General features: G+C 30.8%; 20 protein-coding genes. 18 read left to right on the top strand and 2 right to left on the bottom strand.

Annotated features, from left to right (window positions below; genetic code table 11):
• Positions 1 to 7 precede the first annotated feature (7 nt).
• The 17 genes from B5X64_RS14485 to B5X64_RS14405 all read left to right on the top strand — a co-directional run bounded on the left by B5X64_RS14485 (position 8) and on the right by B5X64_RS14405 (position 17,902).
• On the top strand, positions 8 to 1,504 hold the full coding sequence (locus B5X64_RS14485; RefSeq protein ID WP_079465935.1) for a lipopolysaccharide biosynthesis protein: 1,497 nt from the start codon (positions 8 to 10) through the stop codon (positions 1,502 to 1,504).
• Entirely contained in the window at positions 1,497 to 2,171 is a 675-nt protein-coding gene (locus B5X64_RS14480; protein ID WP_079465934.1) for a CatB-related O-acetyltransferase, read from the top strand. Before B5X64_RS14485 ends, B5X64_RS14480 begins: the two co-directional genes overlap by 8 nt.
• A gap of 4 nt (positions 2,172 to 2,175) precedes the next feature.
• Entirely contained in the window at positions 2,176 to 2,772 is a 597-nt protein-coding gene (locus B5X64_RS14475) for an acyltransferase (protein WP_079465933.1), read from the top strand.
• Positions 2,773 to 2,980: 208 nt separating this feature from the next.
• Positions 2,981 to 3,913, top strand: coding sequence for a class I SAM-dependent methyltransferase (locus B5X64_RS14470; RefSeq protein WP_079465932.1), 933 nt, complete (start codon positions 2,981 to 2,983; stop codon positions 3,911 to 3,913).
• A complete protein-coding gene (locus B5X64_RS14465) occupies positions 3,910 to 5,046 on the top strand; it encodes an NAD-dependent epimerase/dehydratase family protein (RefSeq protein ID WP_079465931.1) in 1,137 nt (378 codons plus the stop codon). The genes B5X64_RS14470 and B5X64_RS14465 overlap by 4 nt, the downstream gene beginning before the upstream one ends.
• Entirely contained in the window at positions 5,043 to 5,942 is a 900-nt protein-coding gene (locus B5X64_RS14460; RefSeq protein ID WP_079465930.1) for a glycosyltransferase family 2 protein, read from the top strand. The genes B5X64_RS14465 and B5X64_RS14460 overlap by 4 nt, the downstream gene beginning before the upstream one ends.
• 98 nt (positions 5,943 to 6,040) lie before the next feature.
• Positions 6,041 to 7,264: an EpsG family protein gene (locus B5X64_RS14455; protein WP_079465929.1), complete on the top strand. Its 1,224-nt coding sequence runs from the start codon at positions 6,041 to 6,043 to the stop codon at positions 7,262 to 7,264.
• A gap of 5 nt (positions 7,265 to 7,269) precedes the next feature.
• A complete protein-coding gene (locus B5X64_RS14450) occupies positions 7,270 to 8,412 on the top strand; it encodes a glycosyltransferase family 4 protein (protein ID WP_079465928.1) in 1,143 nt (380 codons plus the stop codon).
• Positions 8,413 to 8,435: 23 nt separating this feature from the next.
• Positions 8,436 to 9,395 carry a glycosyltransferase family 2 protein gene (locus B5X64_RS14445; RefSeq protein WP_079465927.1) on the top strand — a complete coding sequence of 320 codons (960 nt, stop codon included), beginning with the start codon at positions 8,436 to 8,438 and terminating at the stop codon, positions 9,393 to 9,395.
• A 115-nt stretch (positions 9,396 to 9,510) separates the two neighbouring features.
• A complete protein-coding gene (locus B5X64_RS14440; RefSeq protein WP_079465926.1) occupies positions 9,511 to 10,809 on the top strand; it encodes a GH39 family glycosyl hydrolase in 1,299 nt (432 codons plus the stop codon).
• Between the two features lie 134 nt (positions 10,810 to 10,943).
• On the top strand, positions 10,944 to 11,387 hold the full coding sequence (locus tag B5X64_RS14435) for a hypothetical protein (RefSeq protein ID WP_079465925.1): 444 nt from the start codon (positions 10,944 to 10,946) through the stop codon (positions 11,385 to 11,387).
• Between the two features lie 43 nt (positions 11,388 to 11,430).
• The gene (locus B5X64_RS14430) at positions 11,431 to 12,531 is read left to right on the top strand and encodes a glycosyltransferase family 4 protein (protein ID WP_079465924.1); all 1,101 of its coding nucleotides are present in this window, start codon (positions 11,431 to 11,433) and stop codon (positions 12,529 to 12,531) included.
• Positions 12,532 to 12,582: 51 nt separating this feature from the next.
• Positions 12,583 to 13,128 (top strand): dTDP-4-dehydrorhamnose 3,5-epimerase, encoded by a 546-nt coding sequence (gene rfbC, locus B5X64_RS14425; protein ID WP_079465923.1) that lies wholly within the window; start codon positions 12,583 to 12,585, stop codon positions 13,126 to 13,128.
• Between the two features lie 93 nt (positions 13,129 to 13,221).
• Positions 13,222 to 14,610, top strand: coding sequence for an exopolysaccharide biosynthesis polyprenyl glycosylphosphotransferase (locus B5X64_RS14420; protein ID WP_079465922.1), 1,389 nt, complete (start codon positions 13,222 to 13,224; stop codon positions 14,608 to 14,610).
• A 128-nt stretch (positions 14,611 to 14,738) separates the two neighbouring features.
• Entirely contained in the window at positions 14,739 to 16,040 is a 1,302-nt protein-coding gene (gene rimO, locus B5X64_RS14415) for a 30S ribosomal protein S12 methylthiotransferase RimO (RefSeq protein ID WP_079465921.1), read from the top strand.
• A 516-nt stretch (positions 16,041 to 16,556) separates the two neighbouring features.
• Entirely contained in the window at positions 16,557 to 16,928 is a 372-nt protein-coding gene (locus B5X64_RS14410; RefSeq protein ID WP_079465920.1) for a septal ring lytic transglycosylase RlpA family protein, read from the top strand.
• Between the two features lie 602 nt (positions 16,929 to 17,530).
• Positions 17,531 to 17,902, top strand: coding sequence for a septal ring lytic transglycosylase RlpA family protein (locus B5X64_RS14405; protein ID WP_079465919.1), 372 nt, complete (start codon positions 17,531 to 17,533; stop codon positions 17,900 to 17,902).
• 51 nt (positions 17,903 to 17,953) lie between these two features.
• Here the strand turns inward: B5X64_RS14405 and B5X64_RS14400 are convergent, their stop codons facing one another.
• Both B5X64_RS14400 and B5X64_RS14395 read right to left on the bottom strand, forming a co-directional pair.
• A complete protein-coding gene (locus B5X64_RS14400; RefSeq protein WP_079465918.1) occupies positions 17,954 to 18,718 on the bottom strand; it encodes an exodeoxyribonuclease III in 765 nt (254 codons plus the stop codon).
• A gap of 66 nt (positions 18,719 to 18,784) precedes the next feature.
• The gene (locus B5X64_RS14395; RefSeq protein ID WP_079465917.1) at positions 18,785 to 19,195 is read right to left on the bottom strand and encodes an MliC family protein; all 411 of its coding nucleotides are present in this window, start codon (positions 19,193 to 19,195) and stop codon (positions 18,785 to 18,787) included.
• A gap of 157 nt (positions 19,196 to 19,352) precedes the next feature.
• Here B5X64_RS14395 and B5X64_RS14390 point away from each other — a divergent pair, with 157 nt between their 5' ends.
• A complete protein-coding gene (locus tag B5X64_RS14390; RefSeq protein WP_079465916.1) occupies positions 19,353 to 23,228 on the top strand; it encodes a hybrid sensor histidine kinase/response regulator transcription factor in 3,876 nt (1,291 codons plus the stop codon).
• Positions 23,229 to 23,305 lie beyond the last annotated feature (77 nt).

Genomic DNA, 23,305 nt, shown 5'->3' with positions numbered 1-23,305 from the left:
TGATGTTATGAATTTTTCTTCAAAAAAACTCACAATTAATGCAGTTTCGGCGGTCGTTCAGGTTGTCTTTACAGCTCTGTTGTATTTTTTTCTGTACAAATATCTGCTAACTACAATTGGAGTAGAGCAATTAGGAATTTGGTCGCTAATATTATCATTTTCTTCGATTGCTAACTTGGCTAATATGGGGCTAACTTCAGGATTAGTAAAATTTGTTGCTGAATATATACTAGAAGATGATAAAAGTAAACTAGGCAAACTCATTTTTACTTCTATTTTATCGATGTCCATTTTATTTATATTTCTTAGTTTAGTTATCCTTTCCGGAGCACAATTTTTCTTAGGATATGTAATTGATAAAAAATTTTTGGATATTGCATTAGTAATACTCCCATATTCATTAGGCTCTTTGTGTATTAATGCAATAGGAGGTGTGTTTACGTCTGTATTAGAAGGCCATCAGAAAAATTACATCAGAAACTTTATATATATTATTTCTGGTATTGTAATGTATGTAGGGGCTATTTTATTAACGCCGTTATACCAGCTAAAAGGTGTTGCTATTGCACAACTTTTACAATCGGGTTTTATTTTTTTAGCAGCCATGATCTTTACTATAAAAATTAATCCAAATAATAAAATCCGTCATTGGAAATGGAGTACACAATCTTTCAAAGAACTATTCAATTATGGGTATAAATTCCAATTGGTTTCCGTATGCCAAATGCTCTATGAACCTGCAACAAAGTTGCTACTAGGTAAATATGGAGGGCTCGCATTTCTTGGACATTATGAGATGGCAAACAAAGTAGTGAGCCAGTTCAGAGCTTTGTTAACCAATGCAAATCAGGTTGTGGTTCCTGTTGTTGCAGAAAAAGCAAAATTAGAAGAAGCTTCTTTCATGCAAGCTTTTTATATAAAAATGAATCGTGTTTTGCTTTTATTTAATTTACCATTATCAACATCATTAATTATAGCTGCACCTTTAATTTCTTTATTATGGCTTGGTAATTTTAATTTTGATTTTATTTTTTCTGTATTAATTCTCTCCGTAGCAACTTTTTTTAATGTGATGTGTGGTCCGGCTTATTTCAGTTCGATGGGGCAAGGTAGATTAAATATATTAGTATTAGTACATATAGGAATGGCGTTTGCAAATATTGTAATTGGGATAATTTTAGGATTTTATGCAGGTGGATATGGAATTATTATTGCATGGGCTATTGCTCTTACAGGCGGTTCTTTGGTTCTGATTTTCAATTATAATAAAACACTGAAAATTAGTATACTCGACGTTTTTCAAAAAGAAGAATTTAAGTTAATATTAGTTGGTTTGGGAATTATTATTTTTAATATTTTATTTTATCAATTCGTACCTATTGACAATAAAATTATTAAAATAGCCATTAGCTTATCTACACTTTTTCTATATTTACCTTTCATTTTAAAGAATGAAAACGTTAAAGAAACAATTTCATCCATAAAAAGTAAAAAATATGTTTGATAGATCATATTTACAAAGTCCATTTCGAGAATATCTTAATTGGATAGTGACTAAAATAAAATATCAGTCTAAGTATAAATATCTTCGCGTTGGGTACATGTCAAAATTATTCAATACTACTTTCGGGAAATATAATTGGACTGGGAGTAATGTTCTAATGATAAATTCTTCTATAGGCGATTTTTCATATATATCTGATGGTTCAGTTATTAATGAAACAATTATGGGCAAGTTTTGTTCAATAGGTCCCAATGTCAGAACAGCACCAGGAAAACATCCGACACATACTTTTGTTAGTACTCATCCTGCAATATATTCTAATCCAGAATGTTGTCTCAAAAATTTTCAAACCAAAGATCAGCATAATCCAACAAGAAATGTTGTGATAGGTAACGATGTTTGGCTTTGTGCCAATGCAGTGATTGCGGATGGAGTAAAAATTGGAGATGGAGCTATTATCGCTGCAAATGCAGTTGTAACAGCAGATGTTGAGCCTTATTCGATAATGGGTGGTATTCCTGCAAAATTTATCAGAAAGAGATTTAAAGACGAACAGATAGATATTTTGAATGAATCCAAATGGTGGGATAAAAATATTGATTGGATTGATGAAAATGCACAATTATTTTTGAATATAGAAGATTATTGTCATTTTCATAAAAAGTAAAACTATGATATTAATATATAATTTGATGTTGATTTTTACCGGTAAGTGGCATAGACTTAAGGCTGTTTTTTGGTATCGGTTTTTATTTAAAAAAATTGGAAAATATTGTGTTATAATAAACCCGTTAAAGATTACTCCAGAATCAATTATTTTGGGTGACAGAGTTTCTATAGGAAATAATGCAAGAATAGAAGGCGTACAACATTATGAAGATAAAAAATTTGATCCGAAGATTATTCTTAATGATGGTGTAACGATTCAACAAAATATACATTTGACTTGTGCAGAATCTATAGAAATTGGTGAAAATACTGCAATTGCGGCTAATGTAACCATAACGGATATTCATCATCCTTATGATGATATTCATTTGCCAATAGAACGACAAAATATAACAACTAAACCTGTTTATATAGGAGAAGGATGTAAAATTTATAATAATGTTGTTATTATGCAAGGAACAAAAATTGGAAAACATTGTACAATAGGAGCTAATAGTATAGTGTCCGGATATTTTGACGATTACTGTGTCATCGTTGGTGCGCCAGCGAAAATTGTTAAAAAGTACAATTCAGACACAAAAAATTGGGAGAAAATATAAATAATGAACATGTTGAAAGTAAATTTATAAGCACAAAAGCCACAAAAGATTTAAAAAAATAATTGACGTTTTAAAGTTAAAAAAAGCAGTTTCTCTTTAAACGTTAAAGAGAAACCTATAAAACTCAAATAACTTTTGTGCCTTTTTGGTTAAAAAAATGAATTGTATTTTATCTTAGACAAGTTCTATATAAAAAAAATTAACGAATATGAAAGAAATTAGAAAAAACTGCCCTGTATGTGATGACAATCGTATTGCTTTTTATACAAATACATACGATAAACATTATGGGCACACAGAAAAAAATTACGATGTTTATTCTTGCACAAAATGTAAATTACTTTTTCTGAATCCGATGATTGAAGATAGCGAATTATTTGCACTATATCCAGAAGATTATTATGATACAAGCATGCAAACAGCAAATGATATTATAAAAAAAAGTCAACCAAATTTTTTGAAGGATCTTTTAATAGGAGCAAAAGCAAAAGATTTGAAATTATCTTTTGCTGGGAAGAAAGTGCTTGATTTGGGTGTAGGAGATTGCGAACAACTTTATGTCCTACACAAGCAAGGTGCCGAAGCGTATGGAACGGAAATTCGAGAATCAGCCTGCATAATCGGCGAAAAGCTGGGTCTAAAAGTATCGAAAGGCACCTTGTTTGAAGCAAATTACCAATCGGATTTTTTTGATTATATAAGAAGTAATCATTCTTTTGAACACATTACAGAACCCCGCGAATTGTTAGAAGAAATCAATAGAATTTTAAAAGAAAATGGGAGGCTTTTTATTGGCGTACCAAACACAAAAAGTTGGACATTTCGTTTGTTTGGGAAAAATTGGTATTATCTGGGGGTTCCTTTCCATCCATTTTCATATAGCCCAGACAATCTTATCCAATTATGCGAACAATATGGATTCAAAATGGAAAAAATCATCTACAATGCTAATTATTCCAGTTTTGTTAGCGGTATTCAGATTTTGCTTAATTTAAAAAATAAGAAAAAAAGTGATGATGGCTGGTTTTTTAACAAATATAATAGAATTATCTTCCATCAAATAGCTCGATTAAGCAATTTATTCAAACGAGGTGACTGTATTGAAATTACTTTTGTCAAAACAAAGACAGTGTCTAGATGAAAAATATATTGATTACTGGTGGCGCAGGTTTTATAGGCTCAAATATCGCCTTGAAACTTATTGATAAAGGACTGAATGTTACCGTTTTGGATAATCTGTCACCACAAATTCATGGAGACAATCCAGAAATCACTTCACCACTTTACAGAAGCATCATCAATAAAGTTAATTTTATTAATGGCTCTGTAACATCCAAAGAAAAATGGGCTGAAGCTATTGATGAACAAGACGCAATTATACATCTAGCCGCTGAAACAGGAACCGGACAATCTATGTATGAAATTCAAAAATATATTGATGTCAATATTGGTGGGACGGCAATAATGCTGGATTTACTTGCAAACAATCCTCATAAAATTAAAAAAATTGTTGTTGCTGTCTCAAGAGCTATTTATGGAGAAGGAAAATATAAATGTATTGAACATGGAATAGTTTATCCAACAGAGAGATTGGATGAAGATATGGCAAAAGGTGATTTCCAGTGCAAATGTCCGATATGTTATAATACTGTCGAAATACTTTCAACAACAGAAGATAGCAAAATTCATCCTACATCAGTTTACGGAATTACCAAACAAAATCAAGAGCAAATGGTCTTGACGGTTTGCAAATCTTTAGGGATTGCAGCGGTAGGTTACAGATATCAAAATGTATATGGACCGGGACAATCCTTGTCCAATCCATACACTGGCATTTTATCCATTTTTTCGACCAGAATCAAAAACGGAAATTCTATTAATATTTTTGAAGATGGTAAAGAAACAAGAGATTTTGTCTTTATAGATGATATTGCTGAGGCTACAATTTTAGGATTAGAAAAAGATGAAGCTAATGGTCAGGTTTATAATGTTGGGACTGGTGTTGCAATAGATGTAATAACTGTAGCAAACACTTTATCAAAATTTTATAATAAAGAGATTCCGATACAAATCTCTGGTAATTATAGATTGGGAGATATAAGACATAATTTTGCAGATATTTCAAAAATAAAATCTGAATTAGGTTTTGAGCCAAAATGGAGTTTTGAAAAAGGTATTCGGGCATTTACAAGTTGGGTTAATGAGCAAGAAATACCAGAAGATAAGTATGAATTATCGATTGAGGAAATGAAAAACAAAGGCTTGTACAAATGAGTAGAAAAATAGGCGTAGTAACCGTTTTATACAATAGTGAAACTGTTCTCGAAGAATTTTTTAGGACTTTGAATAATCAGACATACAAGAACTTTACATTGTATGTCGTGGATAATTTGTCACCTGATAATTCTTTGGAATTAAGCCAGAAATTAGCTTTGGAATATCAGTTTGAAACTGTAATTATTGCAAATGATGCCAATTATGGTGTTGCCAAAGGAAATAATATTGGAATCAGAAGAGCTATTGAAGATCAATGCGATTTCGTTTTGTTATCCAATAATGATATAGCTTTGGAAGATGACTCTATCGAAAAGCTTTTGATAGGTATGGATCAACATAACGCAGATATGGTGGTTCCCAAAATCTATTTTTATGGGACCAACAAAATATGGTGCGCTGGTGGCGGTTATAAAAAACGCAACGGTCTCACAATACAATATGGACAGGAAGAAGATAAAGGACAGTTTGATAAAGACCGTGATGTGACCTATTCTCCCACTTGTTTTATGCTGATCAAAAAAGAAATTTTTGATACTGTGGGATTGATGGATGAGAACTATTTTGTCTATTATGATGACACAGACTTTGTTCACAGGGCTATCCGGAAAAATAAAAAACTTTGGTATATCTATGAGTCGCTCATTCATCATAACGAATCTACTTCTACAGGCAAGATGAGTGATTTTTCTGTGAAATTTCTATGGCGGAATTTGGTCTATTTTTCATTAAAGAATTATAGCTTTTTTTACGCACGATATGTTGTGCTATATAATTTTTTGTATATTTTGATCATATTATACTTTAGATATCCAAAAAATCAATGGCACCTCGCTTTGAAATCTTATAAAGAGGGATTGGATTTGTATATGAACAGTAAGCCTGCGTACGGATAATTTATAAACGAATCTATTGGATACTCAAAATCAATTTGAAAGAAATATTTATTTTGTTGATTTCATAAAAAAAATAAATCAAAAATATATAATAATTTATGCAGCCGACTTTTAGTACAACGTATTCTTATCCATATATTATCCTTTTCTTGATATTTTTTGTTCTTTTTCTTTGGGAAAATAAAATAAGAAAGAAAGAAGGAGATATCAAGATGGTCAGATACGTATGTATGCTAATCTTTTTTGTTTTCTTTGGGTTTAGAGGCTATTTGGATACAGATTTTACAGTATATTATCCACTTTATGAAATGGCCCCAACCATCGATGATACCAACGGAATTGCAAAATTTTTCTCTGGCATCCATGAAGATATTTTATTGAAAATTGAACCAGGTTTTAAAGTGATTTTAGTCCTGTTAAAAAGTATCAATGAAGATTATTTAACACTGCAGATTTTCTCTTCATTTGTAAACGTTCTTTTTCTTAATTATTTTTTCAAGAAATATTCTCCTCAGTATGTTTTAGGTTTTATTATGTACTTAATTTTTTCTGGATTAATTATAGAAATCAATTTGTTACGAAACTCCAAGGCTATATTTCTTTTTATCTATTCTCTTCAATTCATCAAAGAAAGAAATGCTACAAAATTTTTTATATGTAATGGAATTGGGATTTTATTTCACTCATCAGCCATTTTCTTTTTCCCAATGTATTTCTTTTTGCATAAAAAAATTCCAATGCCTTTTGTTTGGGGCACATTTTTATTAGGAAATTTACTGTTTTTGGGACAGATCAAATACATAAGCCCCATTGTAATCGCTGTAGGAGATTTTTTTGGTGGTGTATACTCTTTAATGGCAGAAGGCTATTCTAACAATAAGTTATACAACAGTAGTTATAGTATTTCTGTTGGTTATCTAGAAAAGGTATTCACTTTTATCATTTTATATCAATTCTATAAAAAAATTGGTGAAAAGATAAAGGACGAAAATACACTTAATATCTTTTATAATTCATTTTTTCTTTACGCCGTCAGCTATTTCTTTTTGTCAGAATATTCTGTTTTTATAGACAGAATCACAACCTTGTTTGTTTTCTCCTATTGGATATTATATCCTTATCTGTATGAAATGCTAAAACAGGAGCTAAAGGTTGTGTTTACGGTAGTGTTATTGTTTTTTGGGATTTACAAAATGATATATTTAAATAATAATATATTAAGGAATTACGAAAACATTTTGTGGGATAAGCCAACTATTACCAAAGCGTATTTCAATTTTAATAAGAATTATGACAAATTTTTTAACCCTAAAAAAAAATAATTAACATGAGAATTGCTTTCTTATCTATCTTTGCTTTAGATGCCAATGTATCTCTTATAAATGCACTGAAACAAAATAATGATGTTTATTTTTTTACGGAAGCATTATACGAAATATTTAATTATCTTGATAAAAACAAATTAAACAAGACCATCTCCAAAGGAACAGAAGTCGATCAACTAGAACGTTTCCAGGATTTGATTGATCTTGATAAAACGTTTGTAATCAAAGGAACTCGGAACTCCAATGTTATCAAAAAACTCTATATATCTTACCAAATCCATCAATATCTAAAAAAAATCAAACCAGATGTTATCATCATCGATAACTGTATGCTGACTTATTTTGTTTCTACATTAGCCTTTAGAAAAAAAATGTTGTTGGTAGTACATGATCCTTTTTTGCATTCTGGAGAAAATTTGTTCGTAGACAGAGTTTTGAGAAAAATACATTTTAGCTTGATTCAACAAAAAATGCTTTTAAATGAAAATCAAAAAAATGAATTTATATCGTATTATAACTATAATCCAAAAGACATCCATACGTCTTTTCTGAGTGTGTACGATTTTCTGAATTATTTCAAAACGAATGAATCTGTTGAATCTGGAAATTTTAACATTTTGTTTTTTGGTCGGATATCTCCATATAAAGGAATCAAATTTTTGCTGGATGCTTTTGTAGGTATTCTTTTAACCAAAAAATATACAGATATTACTCTGACAATCGCAGGTAGTGGTGATTTTGATTTTGATATAGAACCGTATAAAAAGTATCCTGAAATTAAAATTATTAATGAATTTATAATTCCAGAAAATCTTGCCAATCTTATTTTCAAATCTTCTGTAGTCGTTTGCCCATATATTGATGCGACACAAAGTGGGGTGGTGATGTCTGCCTATGCTTTCAAAAAACCTGTCATTGCAACCAATGTCGGGGGATTGCCAGAAATGGTTAAAGATCAATTGACTGGGATTATCATTGAACCCAAAAATTCAGAAGCAATCAGGAATGCCATACTAGAATTGTATAATAACAGTGATTTATTAGAAACAATGTCTCAGAATATTGAAAAATTATATTTTTCAGGAGAAAAAAGCTGGGCAAGTTCCGCTAATCGTTTTATAGAGGCATTTGAAAACATAAAATAATTACCTAAAAACATTCTAAATTTATGAAAAACCCTCTAATAACGGTTATTATACCGGTTTATAAAGTCGAACAATATTTAGAAAAATGTTTGGATAGCGTAATCAATCAAGACTATCCGTATTTGGAAATTATTTTAGTAGATGATGGATCTCCGGACTCCAGCGGAAAAATCTGCGATGAGTACGCTAAAAATGACAAAAGAATTATAGTAATACATAAATTAAATGGTGGATTGTCTGATGCCAGAAACGTAGCAATAGATTTGGCATTAGGAGAATATATTACATTTGTTGACAGTGATGATTTTATTGAAGAAGACTATATTAGTACACTTTTAAATTTAGCCCAAAAACACGACGTAGACATGACGGTTTCACCGTTTCTTTATTTCAAACAAAGAAATGAAATAAAAAAAAACAATACAATAACTAAAGAAAATGTTTATACAAGAGAAGAGGCTTTAAAAACGATGTTTTATCAGGCTGATTTTGATACCAATGCAACATCTAAATTATTTAAAAAAGAATTATTTGAGGATGTTATTTTTCCAAAAAACTTATTTTATGAAGATTTGGCAACAACTTACAAATTAATATCAAAAAGTAAGAAAATAGCATTTATTAATAAAGAAAATTATAATTATCTCTTAAGGGATGATAGTATAGAAGGATCTCCTTTTAGCAAAAAAAAATATGAAAGCCTCTTGAAGATCATTGAAGAATTGGAAATTTATAAACTACAAAATCTTGAATTTTCAAAAGCTATTGATTGCCGTATTTTAAATTTTCTGTTTCATCTCTTATTTGAAACAAAAAAAAATAGTGATTATGAAAATACGATTTTTAATATGATAAAAAAATATAGATTAAAAGTTTTAAAAGATTTTAATGCTCGAAAAAAAACAACAATTTCAATTCTTTTGTCATTTTTTGGGATTTCGGTTTTAAGATTTTTTTATACCTACGGCAAATCAAGACATTAAATCACTTGATTATGAAAAAATAGTCTTTTGATGGATTTCTTCCTGTAAATAATTTAGAATTTTTGGATGAAAATATTTAAATACTAAATGCCTAATTTAATTAAATTTAAAAAAAATGATTTTAGCACATTTGAATAAAAAACTTTTTTTGTTTATTGTCTTTTTTTTTACGTTTGTTTTTGTCAAAAGTCAAAGAATCAAAGACTCGGTAAAAGTAGAAGTTGATTTTAGCCAAAAAATTGGAAATGTAAACTCTATGTCTGGGTTTTTACATTACGATAATATTAGACTTCTTGAAAAAAACATAAAAGAACTTAGACCAAAATATTGGCGTATTGGTATTGGCTGGTCTCACAAATCTCCAGAGGACATACCATATCTAAGGAGTTTTGGGATAACTCCTATCTTGGTAATCTCTGATTTGTATGGCTATCCTGGGAAAAAAAATAATAAATTATGGCCACATCCATTAGAAGGAGATAAATTCAAAGCCATAATAACTGCAGAATATCAGAAATTCAAAAATACAGTAATTTATGATATTTGGAATGAGCCTTTTCACCAAGCAGGGTTTGGCGATTTTGACAAAAAAGAATTTTATGAGATATTTAAAAAAGGACATGATATCATAAGATCTCTTCCCGGCGGAGATAAAGCAATGATTACGGGGCCATCTCTTGATAATTATAACGAAAAAGAAATGGAAGATTTTCTTAATTTTTGTAACTCAAATAGCGTAAGGGTAGATGTGTTGAGCTGGCATGAGTTTCGTGATAAGGAATACCTAAAAGATTTCACTAAAGATGTAAAAAAATTAAGAACAACAATTCTTCCAAAATATCCAAAAGTAGGTGTTAAAAAAATTATTTTGACAGAAATACTTAACCAATATGTTATGTTTTCGGCATCAGAAGTTTTACAAAATTTTAAATATTTTGAAAATAATGGTATAGATGGCACTTGCAAAAGTTGTTGGGCAGAAAGCGATGGTGTTTTTAATTGTAATAATTCTATGAATGGATTGCTAGATAAAAACGGGAATCCCAGATCCATATATTGGGCTTATAAAATTTATAATCAAAGTTTAAAAAATAGGGTAAAAGAAACGAATAATTACGATCAATTTGCCATATTTGCCTCTTATGATGAAAACGGTGGATATGTTATAATAACCAATAATAGCGGTAATAAAGTAATAAACACAAAAGTTGATCTTAAAAATTTAAAAGTTATTTTCGGAAAAAACAAACATCTGGATTTGAAAATTTATGAGATTCCAAGTACTGGTGAAGCACCTATGGAAAATTTGATTTTTAATAAAAATCAAAAAATTATATTAAGCAGAAATACAACAGAAATTGTAATGCCATCAATGAACCCTAAAACAATATACTATCTGTCAATTCAAAAATAACTCTGTAATTATTGAAATGATAGGCCTGAATTATTTATAAATATACCATTTTATGAGTTTAAATTTTATATATATTCAAGAAATATCTCTATATTCGCATTCGTTCTAAAAAAAGAAATTAAACACTGAAAAATATGGGAATTTTTCGAGAATTAGTAAAAAATGCGATGCCTCATTATTTGGTTGAAAAATACCAACACAACAGTGAAAATCCTTTTGCATCTGGTAGCTTTTATTCGCCAATTCCTTCAAAAGATGAAATAAACAAATTCAATTTTAACGCTCCTTTACCAAAAACAATCCCTGGGGTTGATTTGAACTCTAATGAGCAATTGCAATTATTGGATTTATTTGAAAGATTTTACAAAGAATTGCCATTTCCTGATAAAAAAACAACTGGTTTTAGATATTATTATGAAAATAAAGTCTATACTTACTCAGATGCAATATTTTTATATTGTATGATTAGGTATTTAAAGCCAAAAAAATTGATAGAAGTAGGTTCTGGTTTTTCAACGAGTGTAACATTAGATACGAACGAGAAATTTATGGATAACTCGATAGATTATCGTAGTTAAAAATTAAAAAGATTCATAATAAATACAAATTATTTAATTTTCAATGAAAATAGCACTTGTACAAGATTGGCTTACGGAAATGGGAGGGGCAGAGAAAGTTTTTATGCAACTAAATGCGCTATACCCTGAAGCAGATATCTTTACTCTTGTTTGTGATGATGAGATTTTGAAGAAAATGAATATTTCCAAAAATAAAGTCACAACGTCATTCATTCAAAAATTACCTTTTGCAAAAAAAAAGTATAGATATTACTTGCCTTTATTCAGTCTTGCAATAGAAACATTTAATTTGTCTTCTTATGATTTGATTATTAGTTCATCTTATTGTGTTGCTAAAGGTGTGTTAACTCATTCTCAACAAAAACATTTTTGTTACTGTCATTCACCTGTTAGATATGCGTGGGATTTACATTATCAATATTTAAAAGAGGCAAAACTAGATAAAAGTTTTAAGGGTTTTATTGCAAAATATTTTTTACATAAATTAAGATTATGGGATATAGCTTCTCTCAATAGAGTTGATTATTTTATCAGTAATTCCCAATTTATTAATAAGAGAATTCTAAAGATATACAATAGAGATTCGGTTACTATATACCCACCAATAGATGTTGAGAATTTTGACGTACAGACAGATAAAGAAAATTTTTATGTTACTTGTTCAAGATTGGTACCATATAAAAAGATTGATTTAATTGTAGAAACTTTTTCTCAACTTCCCGATAAAAAATTAATTGTAATAGGAACTGGTCCAGAATATGAAAGGATAAAAAAAAATGCAAGTAAGAATGTTATTATGCTTGGATATCAACCTTTTGAAGTTTTAAAAGATTATATACAAAGAGCAAAAGCGTTTGTTTTTGCAGCTGAAGAAGATTTTGGAATTGTACCATTAGAAGCTCAGGCAGCTGGTACACCAGTGATAGCATTAGGAAAAGGAGGAGCTCTAGAGACCGTGATAAATGGTGAAACTGGGATTTTCTTTAATGAGCAAACAGTTAATTCTTTAAAAAATGCAATAATGCATTTTGAAACTATAGAAAATCAATTTAATCCTTTAAAGATTAGACAAAATGCCGAAAAATTCAGAAAAGATGTTTTTAAAACGAAATTTCAATCATATATAGAAAATAATATTATTTAATATTTAGAGTATGTTTTTAGCTTTAAAAAAAATAAATAGAAAATAGCACTTATGAAAATTAAATCTACCACTCTTAAAGACTGCTACATTATAGAACCCACTGTTTTTGAAGACGACAGAGGCTATTTTTACGAAAAATTCAACGAACAAAAATTTAATGAATTAACAGGAATGAACGGTCATTTTGTTCAGGATAATATTTCAAAATCCAGTTATGGCGTTCTCAGAGGGTTACATTTGCAGAAAGGCGATAAAGCACAGGCAAAATTGGTGTCTTGTTTAGAAGGGAAAGTTTTAGATGTTGCGGTAGATTTGCGTGAAGATTCACCTACTTTTGGGAAGTGGTTTTCTATTGAGCTAACGGACGAAAACAAATTGCAACTTTATGTTCCAAGAGGTTTTGGGCATGGCTTTTCGGTATTAAGTGATAATGCAATTTTTTCTTATAAATGTGATAATTTTTATGATAAAGCATCAGAAGGGGGAGTTCTTTGGAATGATTCTGATCTTAATATCGATTGGAAACTCCCTTTAGAAGATATTATTTTATCTGATAAAGATCAAGTCTTACCAACATTTGCTTTGAAAAATTTTTAATATATTAGAAACTTATTAAAAGCTGAAAATATAAGTACTTAATTTTATTAATTTTTAAATATAAGTACTATCACAAATGGTTGTAAAGATTGTATGTTAGTTTATTTTTTTAAACATCTGCCTAGAATATTTTTGATAATAGATTATATCATTATCAATTGCCTGTTTATTTTTGGGAAACTGTATTTCTTTGAATTTAATCAAAAAGATTTTGCTCAGGAATATAGGGCTCAGCTTCTTCTTCTCAATATATCTTGGTTTGTTATAACCATAATTACCCAACCTTACAAAAGCTTGAAAATTAAAGAGTCATCGCTGCATTTTAATGCTTTGGCTAAATCTTTTTCGTTATTAATTCTCACTTCTGTCGTTTTCTTACTTCTTGTATTTTCTGTAAAAATAAATTACAAAAATATTATCTTATATTTTTTATTACTTGGTTTTTTTATGCCCTTTACTAGATTTCTACTTTTTTTATATAGAAAAAAGAATAGAGTTAAATTAGGGAGAAAGCTTTATTCTTTTAATACGGTATTAGTTGGTGAGAATAAATTATCTGTTACATTGCTATCCAATAATGATTTGAGAAGAGCACTGAGAATTAGAGGAACTTATACTCTTGTAAGTACGGAAACAAAAAATAAATATCTTGGGAGAATTGAAAAACTCTTTCATGATTTAGAAACTACCAAAATAAATAGCATCATTTTCTGTGACAATGATATTGATGTCGAGCTTTATAAACAAATTGTTGAAATTGCCGAACATAAAATGATTAGAATCTATATGGTTCCCGATTTCAAATATGCCAATTTAGGACCTAATTATTTCGATATAATCCATGAAATTCCATTTCTTAAACTTATAAGAGAGCCACTTTCAAACCCTAAAAAACAACTATTAAAAAGAATATTTGATATTGGATTCTCCTTTTTTGTAATGGTATTCTTATTATCTTGGTTAATACCAATTATTGCACTAATTGTAAAAATAGAAAGTAACGAATCTGTTTTTTTTATGCAAAAAAGATCTGGTCTTAATAATGAGCCATTCAATTGCATTAAGTTTAGAAGTATGAAGAGTAATGGAAGTGCCGATATTCAGACTGCAAAAAAGAATGATGCAAGAGTAACCAAGTTTGGAGCTTTTATACGAAAAACAAGCATTGATGAATTGCCTCAATTTATAAATGTTTTCCTTGGCGATATGTCGATTGTAGGACCTAGACCTCATATGCTTTCTCAAACAGAAGTGTATTCAAAAATTACTAAAAAATACATGACACGGCATATTGTAAAGCCCGGTATTACAGGTTGGGCACAAGTAATGGGGGCGAGAGGTGAGATATTTTCTCATAGAGATATGGAACGAAGAATAGAAAAAGATGTTTGGTATATCCAAAACTGGTCTTTCTTTTTAGACATGAAAATCATATTTTTAACTCTATACAACATAGTAAAAGGGGATGAACAAGCTTATTAATGTTAATTTAAATAAGCATTGTTTATAATCAATATAAATAGAGAGCCGAATCATCGGTTCTTTTTTTTATTCTTAAATTTGCACCCACAAAAATAACTGATTACTAATTACTTATTATTCAATATAAAATGCGCACAAAATCTGTAGGTAAGAAAAAGATAAATATCGTCACGTTAGGATGCTCCAAAAACGTGTACGATTCTGAAGTGTTGATGAGCCAGCTGAAAGCCAACGGAAAAGAAGTTGTGCACGAAGATAAAGGAGATATCGTTGTAATAAACACTTGTGGTTTTATCGATAATGCAAAAGAAGAATCCATTAACACTATTTTAGATTTCGTTGAGGCGAAAAATAGAGGGGAAGTTGAGAAGGTTTTCGTTACCGGATGTCTTTCCGAAAGATATAAACCAGATCTGATAAAAGAAATTCCTGATGTTGACCAATATTTTGGAACGAGAGATCTTCCTATTTTATTGAAACATTTGGGAGCAGACTATAAACATGAATTGGTTGGTGAAAGATTAATAACTACACCAAAACATTACGCTTACCTTAAAATTTCTGAAGGTTGCGACAGACCTTGTTCGTTCTGTGCGATTCCTTTGATGAGAGGAGGCCACGTTTCTACACCGATTGAGAAATTAGTGAAAGAAGCTCAGAAGTTAGCGAAAGTAGGAGTAAAAGAACTGATTTTGATTGCTCAGGATTTGACGTATTACGGTTTAGATATTTATAAAAAAAGAGCTTTAGGAGAATTATTAAAAGAATTGGTAAAAGTAGAAGGAATCGAGTGGATTCGCCTTCATTATGCGTTTCCAAGCGGTTTCCCGGAAGATGTTTTAGATATCATCCGTGAAGAACCAAAAGTTTGTAACTATATAGATATTCCGCTTCAGCATATCAATTCAGATTTGTTGAAATCGATGAAGCGAGGTACAACTCACGAAAAAACAAATGCTTTATTAGATAAGTTCAGAGAAAAAGTGCCGGATATGGCAATCAGAACTACTTTAATAGTCGGTTATCCTGGTGAAACGGAAGAAAGATTCCAAGAGCTTAAAGAATGGGTAAGAGAGCAGAAATTCGACAGATTAGGATGCTTCACTTATTCACATGAAGAAAATACCGGAGCTTACGTTTTAGAAGATGATATTCCACAAGAAGTAAAAGAGGCTAGAGTAGAAGAGATCATGGAATTGCAGTCGCAGATTTCGTGGGATAAAAACCAAAAGAGAATCGGTGAAGTTTATAAATGTGTTTTCGACAGAAAAGAAGGAAACTATTTCGTAGGTCGTACAGAATACGATTCTCCGGATGTAGACAATACCGTTTTGGTTTCTGCAGAAGATACTTATATTTCAATTGGAGATTTTGCGAATGTAAAAATTACTTCAGCAGAAGAATTTGATTTATACGGAGAGCTAGTTTAAGCTAAAATATAAAAGTAAAAACCAATGATTCGTCATTGGTTTTTTTATTTTAGTTAAAATGTCAATTTACTTTTTAGTTAAATTTTTGAAAAAGATACTGCCCGAATTCTTTTCCTGCAGAAAATATTCCAATTAAAATCACCGTTAAAACTAGAATAAACAGGATTTTGTTGTTTTTTAATTTTTCCATAGCGTTTTATGATTTACTAATAAGTAGACTGTTTTTTTAATTAGTTACAACGATTTTCAAAAGTTTTGAATTTTATTTAAGTTGTTGATTTTTAATTGTTTGTGTTTTGTAGGTGTACTCAATTATGTGACGATTAGTTAATTATGTTAACATTTAGGTTGTTTTTTTAACACTTTTTAACGTAGTTGTTTAAGAGCCCTATTAATAGGGACTTACAGTTTTAATTGGGATTTAATTAAGTTTTATTTAACGTTTGTTAACTTTTAAAATAGGCAGGTAATAAGTTTAAGTATAGTTTTGCCTCGTCAAACAAGTAAAAGTTCAAAATGATGAAAAGATTCATTCTCGTAATCATAATGATGATTTCAACACTAGGTATTTATTCATTTACGAATAATGCTGTAGATGCGAAGAAAACAAGTTATGCATCGTACTACCACGATAAATTTAACGGTAGAAAAACTGCAAGCGGAGAGGTTTTTGATAATTCAAAACTTACCGCAGCACACAGAACGCTTCCTTTTGGAACCGAAATTAGGGTTACCAATCTGAACAATGGCAAAGAAGTAATCGTATCGATTAATGATAGAGGACCTTTCCATTCGTCAAGAGCATTAGATATGTCTAAAGCCGCGTTCGATGAAATCGGAAATACCAATAACGGTACCATTCCGGTGGAATATGAAATTGTCGATTAATTTATGATTTAAATTAGAAAGCCAGCTAAATTTTAGCTGGCTTTTATGTTTTCGTACACCTACTTGCCCATTAACAACATTTACGCTTAGAATTTTCATTTTATTAAACAATTATATAGCGAGTAATGTTGATATCTGTAATTTGAGCTCCAGATGAGTTCAATATTTCAGATGGTTCAAAACAAGTTCTTTTTTATCTTAAAGTCTTTATTTTTTTCTTTTTTAATTGATGCGTGTGCCCTAAATCAATTGACTGAATTTCAATTAATATTGAATAAAAATTAAAGAATTCAATTTCAGGGAATTAATAAAATGTTCATCAAGCGGGTGATTTTTTAAGCTGATTTATTTAATTAAAATACTGTTTAATAGGGTGTTGTATTCTTTAAAAAATAATCTTATGTTGCGATTAGTTAATTAAATTATTGTTTACTTGTTTTTTTTAACATTATTTAACACCATGCTTCGATTGCGTTATTCATAGTAAATGACAGTCTTTTTTAAGTTTTAGTTAAGTTTTATTTAATACTTGTTAACCATTAAAATAGGCAGTGATCATGTTTAGCTATAGTTTTGCCCCGTCAAACAAATAAAAGTTCAACATGATGAAAAGATTCATTCTCGTAATCATAATGATGATTTCAACACTAGGTATTTATTCATTTACGAATAATGCTGTAGATGCGAAGAAAACAAGTTATGCATCGTACTACCACGATAAATTTAACGGTAGAAAAACTGCAAGCGGAGCAATTTTTGATAATTCAAAACTTACCGCAGCGCACAGAACGCTTCCTTTTGGTACTGTAGTTAGGGTTACCAATTTGAACAATGGTAAAGAAGTAATTGTATCGATTAATGATAGAGGTCCTTTCCATTCAGCTAGAGCATTAGATATGTCTAAAGCTGCGTTCGATGAAATCGGAAATACCGATCATGGTGTTATTCCGGTACAATATGAAATTGTCGATTAATTTATGATTTAAATTAGAAAGCCAGCTAAATTTTAGCTGGCTTTTATGTTTTTAGAGGTTAAACTCGATTAAGGTAGGACAATGATCAGAATGCACGGCTTCCTTTAAAATAACGGCTCTACTGAGTTTATCTTTTAAAGAATAAGAAGCAAAGTTATAATCTAACCTCCAACCTTTATTATTGGCTCTTGCATTTTGTCGGTAGCTCCACCAGGTATAATTGTCTGGTTCGTTATTAAAGAGCCTGAAACTGTCTATCAATTCACATTCTTCGATGAAGTTGGTCATCCATTCTCTTTCCATTGGCAAAAAGCCGGAAGTGTTTTTCAAACCTATAGGATTATGAATGTCAATCGCCTGATGACAGATATTAAAATCTCCGGAAATAATCAAATTCGGAATTTCTTTCTTTAAATTTTTAATATACTCTAAAAAGTCATGGCAAAACTGCATCTTAAATTCCAGTCTTTCGATATTTGAAGCAGAAGGAACATAGACAGAAATTACTGAAAATCCATCAAAATCTGCACGGATGATTCTTCCTTCGTTATCATAGCTTTCAATTCCGCAACCATATTCTACATGATTGGGTTTTGTTTTAGATGCAATTCCGACTCCGCTGTATCCTTTTCTCTGTGCAGAATGCCAATAACTGTGATATCCTGCTTTTTCAAGACTTTCTGTATCAATCTGATCGTTTCCTGCTTTACTTTCCTGAATGCAGATAATATCCGGATCGGCAGTTTTCAGCCATCCTAAAAAATCTTTCGTAAAAGCAGCTCTGATGCCGTTGACGTTGTAGGTAATTAATCTCATAAAATAAATATAAAAGCAAAGTTATAAAAACAAATGCCGGTTTTTGTACCGACACTCATAACTTGTTTATTTTTCACTTTTAAAAATTAGCTTTCCGTCTTTGTGAAGTTCGTTTTCATTTCCTTTGCCTCGTAATTCGTAATGGTCATTTTTATACCAAATTCCGGATGCCGTTTTTTGACCTTCAAGTTCTATCGTTTCTCCATTAAATAGTAGAGTAGCCGTGTTTTTTGTATTGTTAAATGTTACATCTAATTTTTTTCCATCTTTATCGGAAAGAGTGGTTTTGATAATTTCAGGATTCGATTCTGTTTGATTATTTACCAATGAATCGCTGGCTGGTTGATTGGTAGAATCTTTCGGAGAGCTTACCATAGAATCTGAACCTAAAGAAGATTCTGATGTGGTGTTTTCTTTTTTACAAGCTGTTAAGGTCAATACTGCAACAAACGAAGCTGCCAAAATGTTTTTAGTCATAATGATTATATTAAGGGTAAAAATCTACTTCAAAATGAATACCAAAATTCGGCGGAAAAAACCTTGATTAGCAGATGTGAATTAACATTTGATTTTTTTTATGAAAAAATCATTGTTTTAATAAGTATATTGCGAATTTAAATAGTGAATAGTTTATATGCTTAAACATAATTTCTTTTTATTTTTTTCTCTTTTTGGTTTACAGATATTTTTTTCTCAAAATATAAGACACTTATCTGTAGATGAGGGTCTTCCGCAATCATTCGTTTCTGCCTTAGAACAGGATGATGAAGGTTTTGTATGGATTGGAACCCGAAACGGGCTTTCGCGATACGACGGAAGAAACTTTACAACTTTTCAACATCATTTCAACGACAGAAATTCTTTAGCTTCAAATACAGTAGATTATTTAAGAAAAGGCAAAGAAAATGGACTTTGGATAAAATACGAATCTGCAGGAATCGATTATTTGGATATAAATTCCGGAAAAATAAGTCATATTATTAATAAAGCATTCTTAGAAAAAAATAATATTGATATTCATCGGAAATCCTGGTTGGTAACACAAGACGGATATTTGTGGTTTAAAACCATGAAAAATGAACTCTTTAGTTTTGATATTCAGAGAAAAACTTTGAGCCGCAGAAATCTGAATTTTAATTCTAATGAGATTATTTATAATATTCTTGAAGACAAAAACAAAAATATTTGGGTATTAACCCAGAAAAGCCTCAAGATTTTTGATAAAAAAACAAACAGCTTTACAAACAATGCTATTCCTTATACTATGTTTGCAAATAAGCTGCAGCAAAATAATATTGAAGCAGCATTGTTTCACCAGAGAAAAAATGGGGAATTAATGTGGGCAGATAGAGAGCAGTTCTATTTTTTTGATCCCGTGAAAAAAACTTTCAGAAACGAAAAGCTGCCATTTTCTTCTATTTATAATATTAAATTGCTCAGTACAGATTTTCAGGGTAAAGAATATTTTGTTGCAGACAATGTTATTTATAACTACGATACGGTTTTAGGCTTTAGAAAAACTACTGTTCTCAATTTTGAAAAAAACAGGACACCGCAAGCTTTTCTTATTGATAATTCTGGTTTAATGTGGATTGGCGGAGATGCCGAAGGAATTTATACGGTAGATCCAAAGCTCAATTTTAAATCTTTTCATTTTGAAAAAGATTTTGCCGCAGACCTGTTGAAGAATTATTATGGCATTACCCTCAACAATTTTTTTAATTGGCAAGAGTTGAACGGTATTTTACCGGCTTCCTATTTTCTAAGATCTGTAACAGCTCAAAATAAAAACTGGATCGCCCTAAATCGTGTTGTTTCTTATTATGATCATCTGCAGAAGAAAATCTTCCGTTTGCCTGAATTACCAAAAATAAAAGACGGATCTTTTGCTCCGATAAAAGGAATCAGCCTTTATAATGAATCACCGATTGTGATTGATGAGCTGAACAATATTTATCTGTTTCAGCAGGCAAAATGGAAATTGTTGTTTTCATTCATTAATTTTAATTCTAATATAAAGCCAACTGACATTAATTTTGACCGTAAAACCAAAATACTTTGGGCTACAACAGAATCTCACGGGATTATTAAAGTAAATCTTGACACAAGAAAAATCGATAATATTAAAAACAATACAAAAGCTTTTCCTGTTAATCATTTAATTTCTCTCGTTCCTGACCCGAAAAATGATGATGTTTTATGGATTGGAAGTAATGATGGCCTGATTCAATGCAATAAAAAAAATAATAAGGTTAAAATCTTTTCCGGAAAAGAAGGTTTCCCCGATAATGTAATCTATTCAATTCTTCCTGATAAATTGGGGAATCTTTGGATGGGAACCAATAAAGGGCTTTTAAAATTTAATCCAACAACTTATAAACTAAGAATTTTTACACGTTCTCACGGTTTGGAAAATATTGAGTTCAACAGGTTTCATCAATTAATGCTTCCCGACGGAAAAATGGCATTTGGTGGTGTGAAAAGCGGGGTGGTTTTCAATCCGGAAGATATTAAAAATGATAATTTCTCACCTCCAACTGCTATTACGAGGATTGCTCTTAATAATGAACAAGTAGATCTTGCTGAAAGAAATCTTAATCCTGTAAACCAAATTAAAGAGCTTTCTGTAGATTATTTTGAAAATACGGTTTCTATAAGCTTTGCCGCACTTCAATACAATGAGCCGCAGCAAATTCAATATCGTTATCGTTTAAAAGGTTATCAGGATGAATGGATTTTTGCAGCGAATAATACTGAAGCCATTTTTACAAAACTTCCGCCCGGAAATTATGTTTTTCAGGTCAATGCAACCAATACAACCGGAAACTGGAGCAACCTCATCAAATCTTTAACCATAAAAGTGACGCCACCTTGGTGGAAAACGTGGTGGGCAATAACGTTATATCTGATGGTGTTAATTGGTGGTGTTTTTTGGTTTGTAAGATTTAAAATTAATCAGGAAATCATTAAAAACTCGATCAAGCTAAAGCAAAAAGAAGCTCAGGAATTACGCAGGCTCGATAAAATAAAAACAAAATTTTTCGCCAATATTGCTCATGAATTCCGAACGCCGTTGTCTCTTATTGTAGGTCCTGCAGAACAGCTAAAGTCTGTAGAATCTCAGCACGAGAAAGAAATATTATTTGGGACGATAAAGAAAAATACAAACAGTCTCATACAACTTACAGATCAGTTGATCGATGTGGCAAAGCTTGAAGCAGGAGTTTTGAAGCCTCATTTTGTGTGGGGAGATGTAGTTCCTGTTATTTCAAATATTCTGAATGCCTTTTTAGAAACTGCTTCAGAAAAGAAAATTGCTCTCAGTTTAGAATCTCCGGATAAAGCCGAGTTTTTATTTTCAATCAATACTTTAGACCGGATTTTATATAATTTAATTTCGAATTCCATTAAATTTTGTGAAAGTGGCGATACAGTTACGGTGAAAGTAGATAAAGAGATCAATAGTTTATCGATTCAGGTTATTGATTCCGGGGCAGGAATTCCAGAAAATGAGCAGTCGGAAATTTTTGAAAGATATTTTAAAGGCTCCAATCAGAATCAGCTTCAGGGAAATGGTTTGGGTCTTTCACTGGTTAAAGAACTGGTAGATTTGCATCATGGAACTATCGATATGAAAAGCTCTACCCAAAATCCTTCGGGAACTGCATTTTCGGTCTGGCTTCCTTTTGAGTCTCAAAAAGATCAATGGACTGAAAAGGCAGTGCGTCAAGAAAAGTCAGGAGAAAGAGCGACGATTCTTATTGTGGAAGATCACAAAGAGTTAGCGCAGTTTATTGCAGGGAATTTAGCCGAATCATATCATGTTTTAACCGCTGAAAACGGAAATGAAGCATTAGAAATTACTTTGGAGAAAATGCCGAATCTTATTGTAAGTGATGTTGCAATGAGCGAAATGGATGGTTTTGAGTTTTGTAAAGCTTTAAAATCTGATGTCAACATCAATCACATTCCTATTATTATGCTCACTGCAAAAGCCGATGCAGAAAGTAAGCTTGAAGGTCTTTCTCTTGGAGCCAACGATTATGTTGTAAAACCTTTCAGTATAGAAGAGTTGAGGTTGAGAATAGAAAATCTGCTCAATTTACAAAATAAGCAATACGAATATTTTCAGAAACAGCTTTTGCAACCAGAAACAAATATTGTACCCGAAAACAAACAACCTGACTCTACAGATAAACTGCACAAAGAATTTCTCAATAAAATTTATGAAATCCTAGCCGAAAATTTAGATGACAGTAATTTTAGCGTAGACGAATTAGCTTCCGAATTATCGATGAGCAGAACGAGCCTTCATCGTAAAGTGAAAATGATGTTTAATATTCCGACAGGGGAAATCATTAAAATTTACAGACTTAAGAAAGCTGCAGAATTATTAAAGCAAAATTACAGTATTTCTGAAGTCGCTTACATGACCGGATTTAATAGTCCTTCTTATTTTACCAAATGTTTTAAAGAGTATTTTGGTAAAACACCCAATACATACCATTGAAATAGAGATTTGCAACGAGATTGATAGTTTTTGCAACGAGATTGCTTTTCTGCTTTTGCCACGAAATGTACTTTAGC

The sequence above is a fragment of the Chryseobacterium balustinum genome, assembly GCF_900168205.1.
Taxonomy (GTDB): domain Bacteria; phylum Bacteroidota; class Bacteroidia; order Flavobacteriales; family Weeksellaceae; genus Chryseobacterium; species Chryseobacterium balustinum.
The sequence above is the reverse complement of the archived record's forward strand: the minus strand, read 5'-3'. Positions and strand labels throughout refer to the sequence as shown.